The organism is Ekhidna sp. (assembly GCF_965212185.1).
Taxonomy (GTDB): Bacteria; Bacteroidota; Bacteroidia; order Cytophagales; family Cyclobacteriaceae; genus Ekhidna.
Genome location: NZ_OZ243102.1, coordinates 1,981,751 through 1,999,040 on the forward strand (window position 1 = coordinate 1,981,751; position 17,290 = coordinate 1,999,040).

Annotated in this window: 13 protein-coding genes; 9 read left to right on the forward strand and 4 right to left on the reverse strand. The window is 37.8% G+C overall.

Annotated features, from left to right (window positions below; all coding sequences use genetic code 11):
- Window positions 1–101: 101 nt before the first annotated feature.
- Both ACOMC3_RS08640 and ACOMC3_RS08645 read left to right on the forward strand, forming a co-directional pair.
- Complete coding sequence (locus ACOMC3_RS08640) at window positions 102–1,616, forward strand: tetratricopeptide repeat protein (RefSeq protein WP_420319141.1); 1,515 nt, start codon at window positions 102–104, stop codon at window positions 1,614–1,616.
- Between the two features lie 71 nt (window positions 1,617–1,687).
- Window positions 1,688–2,155, forward strand: coding sequence for a DUF4199 domain-containing protein (locus tag ACOMC3_RS08645; RefSeq protein WP_420319142.1), 468 nt, complete (start codon window positions 1,688–1,690; stop codon window positions 2,153–2,155).
- 52 nt (window positions 2,156–2,207) lie between these two features.
- Here ACOMC3_RS08645 and ACOMC3_RS08650 read toward each other — a convergent pair whose 3' ends face one another.
- A complete protein-coding gene (locus tag ACOMC3_RS08650; RefSeq protein ID WP_420319143.1) occupies window positions 2,208–3,581 on the reverse strand; it encodes a hypothetical protein in 1,374 nt (457 codons plus the stop codon).
- A gap of 58 nt (window positions 3,582–3,639) precedes the next feature.
- Here ACOMC3_RS08650 and ACOMC3_RS08655 point away from each other — a divergent pair, with 58 nt between their 5' ends.
- Window positions 3,640–4,020 carry a DoxX family protein gene (locus tag ACOMC3_RS08655; protein WP_420319144.1) on the forward strand — a complete coding sequence of 127 codons (381 nt, stop codon included), beginning with the start codon at window positions 3,640–3,642 and terminating at the stop codon, window positions 4,018–4,020.
- Here ACOMC3_RS08655 and ACOMC3_RS08660 read toward each other — a convergent pair.
- Window positions 4,008–4,370: a DoxX family protein gene (locus ACOMC3_RS08660; RefSeq protein WP_420319145.1), complete on the reverse strand. Its 363-nt coding sequence runs from the start codon at window positions 4,368–4,370 to the stop codon at window positions 4,008–4,010. The genes ACOMC3_RS08655 and ACOMC3_RS08660 overlap by 13 nt on opposite strands.
- Before the next feature lie 211 nt (window positions 4,371–4,581).
- On the opposite strand from ACOMC3_RS08660, the gene ACOMC3_RS08665 reads away from it, so the two are divergent.
- From ACOMC3_RS08665 to ACOMC3_RS08675, 3 genes are all read left to right on the forward strand, one after another.
- Window positions 4,582–7,497 carry a hypothetical protein gene (locus tag ACOMC3_RS08665; RefSeq protein WP_420319146.1) on the forward strand — a complete coding sequence of 972 codons (2,916 nt, stop codon included), beginning with the start codon at window positions 4,582–4,584 and terminating at the stop codon, window positions 7,495–7,497.
- Complete coding sequence (locus ACOMC3_RS08670; RefSeq protein WP_420319147.1) at window positions 7,497–8,390, forward strand: mechanosensitive ion channel family protein; 894 nt, start codon at window positions 7,497–7,499, stop codon at window positions 8,388–8,390. Before ACOMC3_RS08665 ends, ACOMC3_RS08670 begins: the two co-directional genes overlap by 1 nt.
- 359 nt (window positions 8,391–8,749) lie before the next feature.
- The gene (locus tag ACOMC3_RS08675) at window positions 8,750–10,675 is read left to right on the forward strand and encodes a hypothetical protein (protein ID WP_420319148.1); all 1,926 of its coding nucleotides are present in this window, start codon (window positions 8,750–8,752) and stop codon (window positions 10,673–10,675) included.
- Here ACOMC3_RS08675 and ACOMC3_RS08680 read toward each other — a convergent pair whose 3' ends face one another.
- Window positions 10,676–11,599, reverse strand: a complete 924-nt coding sequence (locus ACOMC3_RS08680; protein ID WP_420319149.1) for an SRPBCC family protein — start codon at window positions 11,597–11,599, stop codon at window positions 10,676–10,678.
- A gap of 72 nt (window positions 11,600–11,671) precedes the next feature.
- On the opposite strand from ACOMC3_RS08680, the gene ACOMC3_RS08685 reads away from it, so the two are divergent.
- The 3 genes from ACOMC3_RS08685 to ACOMC3_RS08695 all read left to right on the forward strand — a co-directional run bounded on the left by ACOMC3_RS08685 (window position 11,672) and on the right by ACOMC3_RS08695 (window position 16,481).
- A complete protein-coding gene (locus ACOMC3_RS08685; RefSeq protein WP_420319150.1) occupies window positions 11,672–12,574 on the forward strand; it encodes a histone deacetylase in 903 nt (300 codons plus the stop codon).
- A 286-nt stretch (window positions 12,575–12,860) separates the two neighbouring features.
- On the forward strand, window positions 12,861–14,441 hold the full coding sequence (hutH, locus tag ACOMC3_RS08690; RefSeq protein ID WP_420319151.1) for a histidine ammonia-lyase: 1,581 nt from the start codon (window positions 12,861–12,863) through the stop codon (window positions 14,439–14,441).
- Between the two features lie 39 nt (window positions 14,442–14,480).
- The gene (locus ACOMC3_RS08695; protein WP_420319152.1) at window positions 14,481–16,481 is read left to right on the forward strand and encodes a urocanate hydratase; all 2,001 of its coding nucleotides are present in this window, start codon (window positions 14,481–14,483) and stop codon (window positions 16,479–16,481) included.
- 195 nt (window positions 16,482–16,676) lie between these two features.
- Here the strand turns inward: ACOMC3_RS08695 and ACOMC3_RS08700 are convergent, their stop codons facing one another.
- The gene (locus ACOMC3_RS08700) at window positions 16,677–17,255 is read right to left on the reverse strand and encodes an EF-hand domain-containing protein (RefSeq protein WP_420319153.1); all 579 of its coding nucleotides are present in this window, start codon (window positions 17,253–17,255) and stop codon (window positions 16,677–16,679) included.
- Between the last annotated feature and the right edge of the window lie 35 nt (window positions 17,256–17,290).

The following is a 17,290-nucleotide window of genomic DNA, read 5'->3' on the forward strand; positions in this document are numbered from 1 at the left end:
ATAAAGTTATTTACAATACATTTTTTCGTGCTTTATTAAATAATTTGGTGTTGTTCCGGTATTTTTTTTTATTGTAATTTTTGATTTAATCGTCTTTTTACTTGCCGAAAAGTAGCGCATACATATTAACCATCTTATGTCTTTGTTCGAGTGGCCTCATTGCTCAGGATAATATTGAAGAGCTTATTGATGTCATTGAAAATTCCTCGGATTTAATCCGTAAGGTGGAGGCAATGAACGAATTAAGCTACATCATTAGAAACAGTAATCCAGACAGTAGTATCCTGCTTTCTGTTCAGGCTGAGCAACTAGCCCGTTCCATGAATTATCCACTGGGAGAAGCTGACGCTATCATGAATCGAGGCATTGGCCATACTTCTTTAGGTGAATATTATCCAGCACTACAGGAATTTATGGTGGCATTGAAGATGTATGAAGACCTGAATAATAAAAATAGTCAGGCTAAAATTTTAAACAACATCGGTCGGGCGTATAATTTTATTGGAGATACCAAGCTGGCACTGAACTACTATGAGCAGGCTGCAAAATTATATGATGAATTAAATAATAAGGCCAGACAAGGAGTGCTTCTAAACAACATAGGTCATATCCACAAACAGAAGAAGAACTATGATCTTGCGTTAGAGTATCTGAGAAAATCGCTTCATAGAGCAAATTCATTAAACATTATTGATAATGCCTTTTATGCAACCTATAACATTGGAAGTACATTCATGTACTTGAATGAACCTGACTCAGCATTCAAATACCTGAACTTCACAGCAGAATTAGCAGAGCAATATCGAGATCAATATGTATTAAGTCTAACCTACATTGACCTAGGGATGATGCACTACAAACTGGATCAACCCATAAAGGCAGAATTGTATTTCAAAAAGGCCTATAATCTTGCAAAGAAAGCTGGATTACGTGCGGAAACGAGAGAGGCCGCTAAGAATCTTGCAGAACTATACGGTCAGTCTCAAAATTTTAAAGAAGCATACAGTTATTTACAGATATATAAAGCACTGAATGACTCGCTCATCAATATAGATTTGACTCGACGTACGGCATTCAAAGAAGCAGAAGATGCTTTTAAACAGCAGCGAATGCAGGAGGAAATAGAACGACGTAAAATCGAAATTGAAAATGAAAAAGCGTTAGCTAATGCGGTTTGGGTAAGGAATACCCTACTAGCTGGATTGGTTGGAATGATAATCATCTCTTATCTTCTCTACATCAATTACAGTCGTAAGCGAAAAGCTAATGAAGCACTTCAAAAACTTAACCGTCAAATAGAATCACAGGCGTTAGAACTTCGAAAGGCAAATGATGAGATAAGAAAGATGAATAGCAATCTGGAGGAGTTGGTAGAACAGAGAACCATGGAAGTCGAAAAGAAAAACAAGCAACTTCAAGAGTATCTTTCATCGAATTCACACATTGTGCGCGCACCTCTAGCTCGTATACTTGGGTTGGTGGATTTATACGAACCTAAACAATCTGATAATTTAACGTTCATCAACAAAAATCTGCATGCTTCAGCAATAGAATTAGACAATGCGCTGCGGGAGATCAATGATTTACTCAGTGGAGACAATCAAAACAATGGTTAGTTACATTAACCGTCAATAAACCACTATTTTAATTTTTTAAAACAGTCATCCGTTTTTTTTGTTCCATCAATATGGAAACGCTGGAAAAACATATTTTACGTTACGGTATTTACACCACTCTTGGGCTTATCGCCTTCTTTTTTATAATGAAGCTGTTTGGACTCATTTACATTACAGAGTTGAGAGCTTTCAATGCATTAATAATGTTTGCAGGTACATTCGCAGCGATTAAGAAATTTAAAAACAACAAATCGAATCTGGAATACAACTACCTGTCGGGAATAGGAACTGGATTTGCCGTTGGTTTAATGACAGCAGCAATATTTTCGGCTTTCATTTTGGTCTACTTATTCATTGACGGTGCTTTCATGCAATCAATCATTGAAAGTCAGAATCAAAAACTATTCTTAAATCAGTTCACTATCGCGGGTGTGATTTTTGTTGAAGCAATGGCCTCAGGATTCCTTTTTTCTTACATAAGTATGCAATGGCTTAAATCGGATGAAATAGTGCCGCTAACGAAAGCATCCAAGGCTTAAGAAATTAGAAATGTACTTCAAGAAAAATCAAGACTTTATAAGTTTTGATTTTTTATTCCCTTATTCCAAAAGGTTTAGGCTGAAAATCTGCATCCTTCTTTTCGGATTTTTCTTGAGACACAGGTTGGTTTTGCTTCAATGTAATATCTCGGTAAAATGGAATAACAGCAAAAGGTGAAGAATACCGCTCTATTGGCCCTCTCACTTCCAAGGCATGCATACCTTCAGATAAGGTACTTATATCTATGTAAGTTAAATATCCTCTTTGCTTAGTTTGAGTTTTATAATGATAGTACCACCTATCGATATTCACCTCTTTATCATCAATTTTAGCAGTATAAAATCCTTTAACTATCATTAAGTTCAATGCAGCTCTGGCTGTGTCTGGATACACCTCTCTTAATGAATCAAGAGGCATGAATTCCATCATTGGTTCCTCAGAGGTGATATTGGCAACCACAAATAATCTTAAAACATTTCCGTTGATTACATCCGAAGGTATATGAGCTCTCATGGAAAACTCATCTTGATTTTGATCATCATAATATCCACTATAAGCGGTATATCCTCTTGCATTTCCCCAAAAGTCCAGACGTGAATAAGGATCGCCTGGATAAGTGGCGCCTGTCATAGACCCAGCACCTGCAATACTGATAAATGTGAATACCATTAAAAATAGAAAAAACACCCACTTGTTGAAGTTAGTAACCACCCCATAGTAGATGGGTCTGTAGAATCTGGAAAGAGTAAGAATGCTGATTACTTTATGAAAGGGCCAAAAGATTTTTACAAACCATTTAAACCTTCTGAGGTATCCTAGACTTACAAAATCTAATAAACCAATCAAGGCGATTGCTACAATTGCTATTACGTATACCTGAAAAATTTCAAAAGCCAGCCCTGTGAATCCTAAATCAAAGTACACATACAAAATAGTGAATGGCAGCACAATCAACACCAGGAAAAACATGTATCCACCGATGACACTCATAAAAAGCATGAATGAAATACTAAACAACGAGCTGCTAATCTTTTCCAACTTGATTACAATTTGCTCAAAAGAAGGAGTTCTGGAAACCTTGTCCTGAAACTTTGATTTGTACCTTGTTTTATCAAGTTGAATTCCATTGGGGAATGTGTAGCTCAAACCAACCATTCCAATCCATACACCCCGACATATTAAATGCATAATAAGCCCGGTGATCAACCAGTAGATTCCCATTTTAAAAAGGGCTACCAGATTATCAACATCCTGAGAATTTCCAAATACATTCAGTTTAAAAAACACAAGAAATTCATCCAAAATATCTGGCACTTTAAACATTCCATACAAAACAATACCTGAAAGAAGAATTTCCGGCTCCCAGCTATTTTGCTGAAGTTTTGTAAGCCACTTTGGAATCGGTGATTGGTTAGGTGTATCCATCACAGATAAAACTAATGAGAAATAGTAATATCCAACAAGCCACAAACTAAACTATTGCATGAAAGACTGGTTAATGTCCTATATGACGATCAATATCTGGATAGCTGTGGTTACAGCATTAGCTTTCTTCTACTATGGAATTATGTGTCTTTTTTCTGATCTAATGGTGGCAGAATTTTTACGATTCGGCCTTACTGATCAAAAAAGAATTATGACAAGCATTTTTCAATTACTAGGTGCGATAGGTATTATCGTTGGGATACAGTTTCCTTTTGCTGGTTTGATTGCAACAATGGGTCTATCCTTTTTAATGCTCCTAGGATTTATCATTCGTGTGAGGATGGGTGATAGTGCAAAGCAATCAATTCCATCATTTGCATTTATGCTTATAAATGCACATCTATTCTACAACTTATTTCTCAGTGCTTATATCAAATAAACGATAACTGATAGCAATAAGAATAATGCAGCAGGAAATACCTTTTTAATTGGGTCTCCTATTTTAAAGTGCATAGACACAGCTCCCGTCATTAAAGCAGCAATTCCAAGAGATGTGATCATCTCTAAGCTCGGATACCAAATAGATGCAATTAGTCCGATCGATAAAAGAACTTTAACTGATCCAATTACAACCATAAACCATGATGGTAAACCATAAACCTCAAATTCTTCTTTAATGTTAGAAGCCGATCCACCTCTGAAGGGTGTTGAATTCTTAGCTCTTACTAACCATACATTAAGGATACTTAAACCTATGATTAGTTTTAAAACGACTTCCAGATAATACATAATACCATTGTTTGTTGGGACAGATTAAACACATTGAAAGCCGGTATGTTTTAGGTGATAACAATTTCACAGGTATTAATCATCAATGTCTGAGTGCTTTTAACCGCTACTCTGAAGTTAGCTAATCGACTTTTGGCAGGTTTTAATCATTCAATTTTCTGCAATGAAGTAAATCACTTATCTTCATAAAAACTGTGATCACCTAATCACTATGAGCAAAAAACTGGAGCAATTTAAAAGTGATTTTGAGCACCTGGTATTAAATAAGCTTTTCTCTGCATTTGACAGTAACATCAAAAGCGAGTTAAAAGAATTCGAAGAGTTAGAGAAAGTCATTTCAAAAACCTACCAGTCTTCAAAAAGAGATTGGAACGATCTGATAACCTGTAAGCATGAACTATTAAAGTACACCGAAGATATTGGCAATACTTATGAGCCCGAAAGCTTTAGCTCATTAGCTGATAACTTTCTATCCGCATTTTATGAACAGCTGGAGCAGCTTCCTGTTTCAATAAGCCTCGGGCAATCTCCCGAACGGTTTAAAATAGTGAAGGATGATCCTTTGTTTATCAAAATAGTGAAGCCTTTCAAATGGTTGATATGGATCTTATCACAATTACCACGACGAATCATAGGCCGTAAAAAAACCTACTGGAAGCATAAAGTATCTTTAAGGAGTATCATTAGGCATTGCCTCATCAATCAGTTTGCTCAACATTTCAAACCCTTCACTGAGTCTTACAACAAGGTGATAATGAAAGCATACATTGATCTGTATCAATGGGAAACCAAACAAAAGACTCCTGGGAAAATTGATTTTGACTTTGATCGAACAGAATCTCTAAAAAAAGAGCTTTCCTCTTTAAAAAGATTATATAAAAAGGAGCTGAAACTGCAATTAGCTTCCGCTCTCGAGGATATGAATGAGACGATCGAGCGAGCCGGTACCATTGAATTGTCCAACCGTAAATATTCATTAAAGAGGATAGAAAAGAAGTTCAAAGAGTTTGATGATGTCTGGCTGGAAACCGATCAGGGTTGGGTCAATACGTTTGATTTGTTTCTTGAGTCCTGGCGCTCTGATTTAGCACTTCATGCCTTGGTATTTCAGGCAAATAAAGATCTTGAGCTCTTTCATGAAAATCAAAAGGATCTCCTAAGCAAGTACATTGGAGAAGAATTAGATGCCATTAATAATTTCATTGGTGAATCCCTGAAGCAAATTCAGCAAACAGATGATGATCTTTCTTCTGTTCTAAAAAAACAGATTTATCACTCTCAAAAAACTCTGGATAAAGAGTTAATTCCTTCGCTATTACAGAAGCTCAGCAACAATAAATTGATAAATGGAGTTGCAAGAATAGAGGCTAACACCATCAATCATATAGAAAAACTCACCACTGAAAGAAGAACACCAAAAGTGCCTACCGATTACCTTGCGCCTATAAGTGAGGATGAAATAACAACAATATCACCATACGACCTTATCGTTTTTGAGACCGCCCCTTCATTCAGTGAAAAGTGTGATGCCATTAAAGCTGAATTAGTAGGAAAGCTAAATGAAAACCTACTGATCGCTCAAGATCTGGATCATATGATTATTTATGGTTTCACAACAGCCTTAGAAGAACTTGATAATAGTCAGGATATTGAAGAAGCAAAAAGTATAGCAATAGCCAGTTTAAACCGATCTGCAGCAAGGTTGGATGACATAAAGAAGGCTTTAAAGCAGGAAATGCAATTTGCTAACGAGAAGGTCTCTAACACTATTGAGGAGTATACTGATTCTCTGGAGGATTTAACCAAAACAGAAAACGTACGAGAAATTCGTATTCGAATCATGCGTGCAAAAGCGCTTCAGTCTACTGAAGAATACAAAGCACAAATGAAAGAACGGGTACTTCAGAGGTACAACCAATTACGTTCTTACACGAAAAGCAAATTCGATATCCTGATACACTGGAAAGATAAACTTACCAGATCGCTTTCTATTGATACAGAAGAAGACGTAGATATTGAGGTTTCTAACTTTCTGATCGATACAGATAAAGTAATAGAATCATTACCTCTGATCTATCGTAACCTTTACCAAATTACTCCCATTACAGATCAGGAACTTTATGTAGGTCGATCGAAAGAGCTAGCTCTGTTGGAGCAGGCTTACAGCTATTGGGTTAGTGATAAGCAAGCCTCAATAGCCATCATTGGCGAAAAATGGAGCGGACTTACCTCTTTTGTCAACTTCGTTGAAGAAAAAGGTGTTTTTAAATATCGCTGTAATCGGTTTGCTGCTACTTCAAACAGTAAAAAGGCCTTATTTCAATTTTTTGCTAAAACCATTGACGAATCTATCAATGACGAAACTTCCTGGGGGGAGGTAGCTGAAAAAATTAATTCAGGTGTAAAGAAGGTAATCATCATTGAGGACCTGCAGCGAATGTATTTCCGAAAAATTGGTGGATTTGAAATGATAATCGAACTCTCACGATTGATTCAAAACACCTCCCGGAAAGTGCTATGGGTCGTAACTTGCAACCTATATTGCTGGCAATATTTTCAAAAGACGATTCAATTAGAAGATGTATTCAGGTTTGAAATTAAAATGAATGAGCCTACAGAAACTGAAATTGAGGATATCATTCAAAAAAGGAATCGAATCAGCGGGTATAAGCTCTTTTTCAAGCCATCTGAATCTGATCTAGATTCCAAGAGATTTAATAAACTTTCAGAGTCAGAAAAACAAAACCACTTGAAGAAAGCGTTCTTTCAAAATTTAATTGACTTTTCCTCCAGTAACATTAGCATGGCCTTAATGTTCTGGCTCCTCTCTACCGAGGAAGTAACGAATGACTCCATCGTCATTGGACAATTTAAAAAACCCGATTTCAATTTCATAACCACCCTACCCGATGATAAGATTTCAACGCTTCATTTGCTGATTCTGCATGATGGCTTAACAATTGAGCAACACGCTTCACTTGCACGAGTGCAGATTCATCATAGCCAGATACTTCTATCAAGTATGCATGAAGATGGAATCCTACTCAAGAAGAATGACTATTTCATGGTCAATCCGCTCATCTATCGAAGCGTAATATCACTTCTAAATTCAAAAAATCTACTCTAATGAAAAAGATCTCACTTTTTTTATGGGGGTTATTGATTATAGGATACAGTCACTCTCAGGTATTAGACACTCAATCAGACAATGATTTAAAAAAAGTTGCCGAGGAAGCTCCTAATCTTTCAGAAATCTTCTCCATTTCTAAAATCATTTGGTCAATCATATTTCTAATCGCCGGCTATTTCATCATCCGAATACTAACTAAAGTACTTGAGCTGATCGCAGAGCGTAGCACAACTTATCGAATTACTTTAAAAGGCTTTGTACCTGTTGTTCGAATTTTATCCTGGGTGCTGTTACTAACCATCATTATAGCTGGAATTTTCAGACCTCCGGCAGCTACTATTTTGGCTTTAAGTGCATCTATAGGTGTAGCTGTAGGCTTTGCTGCTCAAGACATTCTAAAAAACATTTTTGGCGGTATCGTCATCCTTTTTGATCGTCCCTTTGTAGTCGGTGATAAAATTGAAGTTGGAGATTATTACGGGGAGGTTGTAAACATTGGCTTAAGGTCCACCCGAGTTGTTACACCAGGTGATTCATTGGTCTCCATTCCAAATAGTGAGATTATGAATGGATCCGTATCAAACACCAATAGTGGGAGTGCTTATTGTCAGGTTATCGCAGAAATTCTTTTACCAATGCATATAGATACATTGAAAGCCAGATCACTTGCAATACAAGCGGCGCAAGTATCGAAATTGGTGTATTTGAAAAAACCCATAAAAGTGTTGTTCTTCAATGAAGTGAAGGATCGTAAATCCTATTTGAAAATGAAATTATCCGCTTATGTCACTGATATTCGCGAGGAGTTTACGTTCAAAAGTGAGATGACTGAACTGGTGGTCGCTGCATTTTTTGAGCATGGACTAATTTCTAAAGCGGATTTCGAATAAGATTTTACGTAACAGAAATGGATATCTCTTAGGTGCGAATAACGGTGCTATCATTGGTAAAGGGCTATTTAAAGAAACTGAAAACTTCGCGATTTAGACTTTTGTAATCGTAATGATGGTTCTAAGTGGTATAGTCATGATTCTAAAGAATGTTTGACACAATTAATCTTTCCGCTATTCATTTTTATTAATCAATGCGCCACAAAAACAGCATGGTTTACCAAATCTGCATAATAAATTGAATAGCCTTTTTCATTAGATTTCAATTTTATTAGGCCCTTTTAACCTTCGAATTCATTCATAGAAAAACCCTAGTCAGTTATTAACTATACTTGTTTTATATAATCATTAAAATCAGATTGATCGGAACACAAAGAGGCATATTCTTTATCTTTTTATTGGCTTTGTCCTTTTTGAGTTTTGCTCAAACAAAGAGCATTATCCTCAAAAAAAATCATGTTTTGGTAATTGCAGATTCACTCATTATTGCAAAAAATGACACCACCATTGCAATACCAAAAAACGCTGAATATGAAGTGTATGATAATAAGTATGTGCTCTCTGATGGATTTTATGATTCTGTTTATTCAGTAGCACAAAAAAGTAAAGTCACCAAAGAACTTTATAACCTCCTTATTACCAATAAACCAAAAGAAAATGGATTAGATAAAAAAGAACCTGTAAGAAGTGAATCCTACTTTGAACCATTCGAGGGAAAAACAATTACGTCGGTCAAATACGTTTCTGTTGACTTATTTGGAGGATCTGTGAATGACACCACTCAAAAAGCTCAATCAAATATCGGACGGTTGACCAATGAACTACATAAGAATACTTCCAAATCTGTCATTTATAAACAACTGCTTTTCCACAATGGCGATGTAGTTGACCCCTTCCAGATTGCCGATTCAGAAAGAATTATCCGATCACTACCTTATATTGAAGATGCTAGAATTATTCTTAAGAATGATGCTGGAAACTCAAATGGAGCACAAGCTATTGTGGTAGTGAAAGATCGTTTTCCATGGACAGTTGAGGTCTCACTGAATGAAAATAGCGCATATAGACTTGGGTTCGCCAATAAAAACATCTTGGGTACAGGGAATGAATTTGGGATTGGATATCTGCATAGTCGAAATGAATCGCCAATGCATGGTTTTGATTCACACTATACCATCAGAAATATCAAGGATTCATTCATTGACGGTACCGTATTCCTTTCTGACAATTACCTTGGCAAAAGCAAAGGCATCAAATTCCAACGAAAATTCATTTCACCTGAATTCAGGTACTACGGCGAAGCAATTTTTGAACACGAGGAGCCCATCAGTGATCTTACATTCGCTGACTCTGTATATGAAGAAAATGCTTCGATTGATAGAAAAAGCTATGATATATGGGGAGCCAGATCCTTCATACTGGATGACAGAAAAAATATCAGTGTTGCAATACGGTTACAACACGATTACTTCGATCAAAGACCTGAAGTACAGCCTGATAGCAACACCATCTATCACAATCATCACTTCTTAATTAGTGGATTGTCATATACCAAAATCAAATTTTTGAAAACGAAAAATATCCTTTCATTCAATATTACTGAGGATGTTCCGATTGGATTCGTTTATTCTATTTTGATTGGTAAAGACTGGACAGAATTTGGAGACAGAGACTATCGTGGATTTCAAACAAGTTTTTCAACTTATAATAAAAGTCTGGGATATTTTGTTGCAAGCTTAGAGTCAGGATATTTCATCTCTCAATCTAAAAAAACGGATAATATCATCGAGATAGACGCCCGACACTTTACGCCTCTAATCAATCTAGGAGTCGCATCTTCAAGGATATTTAACCGCATCCATTATTTTAATGGAGAGCAATTATCCATACCCATTTCTCAATCTTTAGCTGGAGAAAACAGAATTCGAAATATTGAAGGTGTTAGAATTAAAGGCAACAAATTGTTATCGTTTACGACAGAATATGTTGTATTCCAGCCGTGGTATTTTTATGGCTTTCGCTTCGCCACTTATGCACATGCAGGAATTGGATATGTAGAAGAGAACAGGATTCAGAATCCTTATTCGAATACCTACTATTCATTTGGAGGAGGGGTTCGTATTAGAAATGAAAGTTTAGTGTTTGACACATTCGAATTTCGCCTTTCGATGTTTCCAAATGCACCAACAGAAGGGCAATTATTTTACTTTAAAGTAACCCTTTCAGCACCTCAATTCTTCAAGAATCTGAATGTAGGTAAGCCAGAGGTTGTAGGCTTAGATTAGCTATTTAACTGGAAAATGAATTTCAGTTATTAAATCCTTTTCAGGGGTGCTTTGCGGATCGTTTTGATAGACCTCAAACGGCATTAATCCTTTTCGCGGCTTAAGCTCTTTATTTCTATGCATCGCGTAGAGTGTGCTCCATGCATTTCCAAGATGTTTGTATGCTCCTACATGTTTTAATTTATAGGTTTCAGTTTTGGCAATTGTACCAGATGTAAAGTTCTGTGGTAAGTCATTTGGAATACTATTCACAGGCATAGCTGCAACATAAGATACACCTTGCCTTACAATATCCCACCGATGGTAAATCGTGAAAAATGGGCCATTGACCAAACCATCATTTTCTTCAGAATATGCTTTAAGCATGCCATAGTCTGCTTCCATGCTGGTACCAACAACCTCCAATGAGCAGTCCGTTTTAATTCCAATCCAATTACAACCAATGAAATCTGAAGATCCTTCAAATTCCAGTTTTGAGTGAATCTCACCTTGCTCAACAAAAGATTTCAACATATCTAATCCTCTCTCATAATCAGCTTCAATATATGCACTCATCATCTTCTTCATCCAAAACATAAAAAATGGAAGTGATGAATCCATAGTCCAGGTAACTTCTGTTCCTTCATCGATACTTTTGAGATGCATGGATGTACTACTAATCGACTTCCAAGGCTTTAGAAAATGTAAATCAAAGTGGATGTATTCGTCTTCTCGCTCTTGTCGGATTTTCATCTTTCCAGCACCCACTCTTTTGCCTTCCCATTCATAAGATCTCCCATCTTCAGCAATAGTAACTTTCGCATCCGGATCCATGATAAGCCAAGGTGACCATTTTACCCATTTATTAAAATCATTAATTGCAGGATATACGACTTGAATAGGCGCATTAATTTTGATCGAACGTTCTACCTGAAGTCTTGGCATGCTTAGTATTTAATGATTTATCAATACAAGATAATATGCTAACATTAATGAACAAATGTTGTTTGAATTGAAATGTTGAAAATAGCATGGTCACCGATTTATAATCATCCACTTCCACATGGACACAGGTTCCCAATGGAAAAGTATGACCTGCTACCAAAACAACTGCTTTATGAAGGTACAATTCATGAAGAGAACATTTTCAAACCCCGTATACTGACTGAATCAGAGATTCTATCTGTTCACACTCAGGAATACTGGAGGAAACTTCAAACTCTTAATTTCACAAGACAAGAAGAACGGATGAGTGGTTTTCCAATTTCAAAAGAACTTGTCCAAAGAGAAATTACTATCAATGCTGGAACCATACAATGTGTAGATTATGCGTTGGAATATGGAATTGCAATGAATATTGCAGGTGGTACCCATCATGCTTTCACCAATAGAGCTGAAGGCTTTTGTCTCTTAAACGATATCGCAATCGCAGCTCAATACTTGCTCGATCATGACAAAGCCAGCAAAATATTGGTCGTAGATCTGGATGTTCATCAGGGTAATGGTACTGCTGAAATCTTCAAGAAAGAAGATCGGGTATTTACTTTTAGCATGCATGGAGAGCATAATTATCCATTGCAAAAAGAAGCATCGGATTTGGATATCCCACTAAAAGATGGGACAGACGACAAAACATACCTTTCAATTCTTGACAGAACTGTGAAGCGTCTCATTAATGATCTAGAACCCGACTTTATTTTCTTCCAATCTGGGGTGGATGTACTTGCAACTGATAAGCTCGGACGTCTAGCCTTAACTACAGATGGCTGCAAGTCAAGGGATCGATTAGTTATAGAGGAAGCAAAGAAAAACGACCTCCCAATAGTGGCTTCTATGGGCGGTGGATATTCCGAAGACATCAAAGATATCTTAGAAGCTCACTCAAATACCTATCGTTTGGCACAAGAAATCTATTATTAATTACCGTTGGTCGATTTATTTCACCAATTGTAAGAATACACAGAACCTAATGAAGGGTTAGTAGTTATAATATGTACTTCCTCTTCATACTTTACGGAGGAAAAATTAAGTTACATGCCGGGTGATCAAAGGATCACCCGGTTTTTTTATGTCTTCGCTGCACATCAACTCTGATGTCGTTATAAGCTCATTTAACCTTCCAGAACCTGGAGAAATTATTAATCTGATTCAAAATCAAAATTGATGAAGACTGTATTTAACTTTGTTGCTATAACAACCTTTCACTATGACACAGACTCCAGAGGTATTTCATTATGGTGAAGACCATTTGACCGCAGGAATTGCACTTTCAATAGCTCACGGGAATACTAAAGGTATCCTTACCGATAAAGTAAGGAAAGAAATAAATAGAAGTGCAAGCGAGGTTAAAGCGATTGCAGATGGAGACAAGGCTGTATATGGAATAAATACTGGTTTTGGTCCACTGTGTACAACACAGATATCAAAAGAGGAAACAAGCACACTCCAGAAAAACTTATTAATGAGCCATGCTGTAGGGCTAGGAGATCCAATCAGAGATGTTTTGGCAAAGCTGATGATGATTCTCAAAGTTCATGCGTTGGCGAAAGGATTTTCTGGTGTCAGAGAGGAAACGATCAACCGAATTATTCATCACATTGATAATGATATAATTCCATTGGTTCCAGAGCAAGGTTCTGTAGGTGCATCTGGAGACCTGGCACCATTGTCCCACCTTTTTCTTCCATTACTAGGATTAGGTAAAGTACGGGTAAATGGCCATTTCCTGGACACAAAGGAATGGATGAAGAAAGAGAATATCTTACCGATTGAATTAGGAGCCAAAGAGGGTTTGGGATTGATCAATGGCACTCAATTCATTGCTGCTCATGCTGTGCTTATAGTGGAAAAGCTACAGAATGTGCTAACTCATGCAGATATCTCCGGGGCAATGATGGTGGAAGGTCTTCTTGCTTCCGTAAAACCATTTTCTCCTGAACTCCATGAAGTACGGCCTTACAAAGGCAATAGACATGTGGCCGCCTTTATCAATCACCTGCTCAATGGATCTGAGGTGGTGCACTCGCATGCTAATTGTGCCAGAGTTCAAGACCCCTACTCTCTCCGGTGTATGCCACAAGTACATGGTGCTTCTCGAAATGCGTGGTTACATGTGAAGGAAATGCTGGAAATAGAAATCAATTCGGTTACAGATAATCCAATCGTATTTAGCAAAGATCATACAATAAGTGGCGGTAATTTTCACGGTCAGCCGATGGCACTGCCCATTGACTATGCATGCCTTGCAGCAGCAGAAGTTGGAAATATTTCGGATAGAAGAATTTACCTATCACTGGAAGGTGACACGCCAGGAGTTCCAAAGCTTCTTTTGAAGGAAACTGGAACTAACTCCGGATTTATGATTCCTCAATATACTACAGCAGCATTGGCGAGCGAAAATAAAGGACTTTGTTTCCCGGCAAGCGCAGACAGTATTCCTACTTCCCTGGGGCAAGAAGATCATGTGAGTATGGGTTCTATTGGGGGAAGGAAAGCACTTCGAGTAATTGAGAATGTTGAAAAGATTATTGGTGTGGAAATTTTCTGCGCTGCTCAGGCACTTGATTTTCATCGACCACTAAAATCCAGCAAGATCATGGCAGCCATTCATAATCATGTTCGATCGAAAATTGAGCACATTACTAAAGATGGAGTGATGAATGAAACAATGGAAACAGCCATTGAAATGGTGAAAAATAAGGAATTGATAACTGTGGCTTCTGAGACAGCTAAAAAGGAAGGTGTTACCCTGGAAACATCATTTAGTGACGAATTTGATAGATACTAAGTTTTTTAACCACAAAGTTCACCGAGAAGGCTAATAAAAATGACATTTCAAGAACAAATACTTCAAGGCATTCCGGATACCCTACCAAACAAGAAAACGTTAAAAGAGGGTGTCAATCGTGCTCCTAAGAGAAAGGACATTCTGACTCCTGAAGAGAAGAAATTAGCCATACGTAATGCATTACGATACTTCCCTAAAAACTGGCACAAGGAATTAGCTCCAGAATTTTCAGATGAGTTGAATCAGTTTGGGCGAATATATATGTACCGATTCATGCCTGAATACGACATGTATGCTAGACCCATTGATGAATATCCTGCTCAGTCAAAGCAAGCCGCTGCTATTATGTTGATGATCCAAAACAATTTGGATCCGGCAGTAGCGCAGCATCCAGAAGAACTCATTACATATGGTGGAAATGGGGCTGTTTTTCAAAACTGGGCTCAATACCTGCTTACCATGCAGTATTTGGCAACAATGACAGATGATCAAACGCTTCATATGTATTCAGGTCATCCGATGGGGTTATTCCCTTCACATAAAGAAGCTCCACGAGTGGTTGTTACCAATGGCATGATGATACCCAACTATTCTCAACCTGATGATTGGGAAAAATTTAACGCTTTGGGGGTCTCCCAATATGGTCAAATGACGGCCGGATCTTACATGTACATTGGCCCGCAGGGAATTGTGCATGGTACTACCATCACCGTCATGAATGCTTTTCGTAAAAAGTTGGGAGCTGGTGTTTCTCCTGCAGGAAAGATTTTCTTAACAGCAGGGCTTGGAGGAATGAGTGGTGCTCAGCCTAAAGCCGGAAACATTGCAGGGTGTATTACAGTATGTGCGGAAGTAAATCCAAATGCGGCATATAAACGTCACGAACAAGGCTGGGTAGATGAAATTATTGAGAACATTAGTGAGTTAGTCTCACGAGTCAAAAAAGCCAAAGAAAATTCAGAGGTTATATCCATTGCTTACGTTGGTAATGTGGTGGATGTGTGGGAGCGATTCTTTGAAGAAGAAATTCTTATTGAACTTGGATCCGATCAAACATCATTGCACAATCCATGGTCCGGCGGGTATTATCCTGTTGGGTTGAGTTTTGATGAATCGAATGATTTAATCCGTAACAACCCTGCAAAATTCAAGGAGCATGTTCAAGAAACACTTAGAAGACATGCTTCTGCTGTGAATAAGCACGCTGAGCGGGGTACCTATTTCTTTGATTATGGGAATGCATTTCTATTGGAAGCTTCGCGGGCTGGTGGTGAAGTTATGGCAGAAAATGGGATCGATTTCAGGTATCCGTCATACGTTCAGGACATCCTCGGACCGATGTGTTTTGACTATGGATTCGGGCCTTTCAGATGGGTTTGTACGTCAGGAAAGCCAGAAGATCTCAACAAATCAGACCAGATAGCTTTGGATGTAATGAGAGAAATCAAATCCAACTCCCCTTCTGAGATACAGCAGCAAATGCAAGACAACATCCGATGGATTGAGGAAGCAGAAAACAACAAATTGGTAGTGGGCTCCCAAGCTAGGATTCTATATGCTGATGCCGAAGGCAGATCAAAAATTGCTGAAGCATTCAATAAGGCAATTAAGGCTAGTGAGATTTCGGCACCTATTGTATTGGGAAGAGATCATCACGATGTGAGTGGAACAGACTCTCCATACCGTGAGACAAGTAACATCTATGATGGCAGCAGATATACTGCTGATATGGCCATACAAAATGTTATTGGAGATAGTTTTAGAGGCGCAACCTGGGTATCGATTCACAATGGTGGAGGTGTTGGCTGGGGAGAAGTGATCAATGGCGGTTTTGGAATGCTGTTGGATGGGTCTGCTGAAGCAGACAGAAGACTCAAGGCCATGCTTTTTTATGATGTGAACAATGGCATTGCGCGAAGAAGCTGGGCACGAAATGAAGAAGCTCTTTTTGCAATTAAAAGAGAAATGGACCGTACGCCTGAACTGAAAGTGACTCTACCAAATCTGGTAGATGATGAGTTGTTAAATGACCTAACCTGAATTTGATATAAGTTAAGGGCGAATTATCCCCTTTAGGAGATTAAAGGGGTGTTTTATTAGATTTCAACAAAATCCTGTCAAGAAACACCTTCCTAACCTCCCTAATGGGAGGAATCAGCCCGAAATGCGTCCATCAATGATTTAAGAGTGGTACTTTCAAATCCCTAACGTCGATCTTAGGTTAACATCTAAAGATTACAGAACTGCATGAGGATTAGAATCCCAATTTCCAAAAATCCAATTTCCAGGAAGTGTTGGGTCACTAGTTGAGAAGAATTCTTCAACGGCATTCATTAGATCATATCTTGACAAGCGATGACTCTGGGTATTATCCAGCAGATAAAAAGCCTTATCACAGTACGCTCGATCGATCCCGAAAATATCATAGAAGTCTTCATATTCCTTTTTTGAGATATATCCATCGCGGTTTTGATCAAAGAAATCAAACATGAAATTAAAGATCAGCTCTTTGTAGTCATCAAGTGTTTCTTCATCACGGGAAAGAATCACCTTCTCTAAAAAGAAATTGATCCATTCTTCTTCTGAAATTTCATTAAAAGATGAGGGTTTAATGTCATCAACCAGAGAGTTGAATAGTTTGACTGCTTTGCCAGTAATACGTTTGTGTCCTGTCCCTTCAGGTTCATAAGCCATCGTAACACGCACTTTCTCCACCAATTCGGTGAAGTCATCCATTTGAAGGGTCCCGTTACTATTTAGATCAAGAATTTTGAAAAAGTATCCAAGCTTTTTCTTTTGAAAATCTGCAGACATTATCGATTAGGTTATGCTGCAAAAGTATGCACTCT

Excerpts from the sequence above, each read along its gene's own strand:
- hutH (WP_420319151.1), top strand. The coding sequence starts at position 12,861 with ATGACACAGACTCCAGAGGTATTTCATTATGGTGAAGACCATTTGACC.
- ACOMC3_RS08645 (WP_420319142.1), top strand. The coding sequence starts at position 1,688 with ATGGAAACGCTGGAAAAACATATTTTACGTTACGGTATTTACACCACT.
- ACOMC3_RS08680 (WP_420319149.1), bottom strand. The coding sequence starts at position 11,599 with ATGCCAAGACTTCAGGTAGAACGTTCGATCAAAATTAATGCGCCTATT.
- ACOMC3_RS08665 (WP_420319146.1), top strand. The coding sequence starts at position 4,582 with ATGAGCAAAAAACTGGAGCAATTTAAAAGTGATTTTGAGCACCTGGTA.
- ACOMC3_RS08655 (WP_420319144.1), top strand. The coding sequence starts at position 3,640 with ATGAAAGACTGGTTAATGTCCTATATGACGATCAATATCTGGATAGCT.
- ACOMC3_RS08660 (WP_420319145.1), bottom strand. The coding sequence starts at position 4,370 with ATGTATTATCTGGAAGTCGTTTTAAAACTAATCATAGGTTTAAGTATC.
- ACOMC3_RS08685 (WP_420319150.1), top strand. The coding sequence starts at position 11,672 with ATGTTGAAAATAGCATGGTCACCGATTTATAATCATCCACTTCCACAT.
- ACOMC3_RS08695 (WP_420319152.1), top strand. The coding sequence starts at position 14,481 with ATGACATTTCAAGAACAAATACTTCAAGGCATTCCGGATACCCTACCA.
- ACOMC3_RS08650 (WP_420319143.1), bottom strand. The coding sequence starts at position 3,581 with ATGGATACACCTAACCAATCACCGATTCCAAAGTGGCTTACAAAACTT.
- ACOMC3_RS08700 (WP_420319153.1), bottom strand. The coding sequence starts at position 17,255 with ATGTCTGCAGATTTTCAAAAGAAAAAGCTTGGATACTTTTTCAAAATT.
- ACOMC3_RS08670 (WP_420319147.1), top strand. The coding sequence starts at position 7,497 with ATGAAAAAGATCTCACTTTTTTTATGGGGGTTATTGATTATAGGATAC.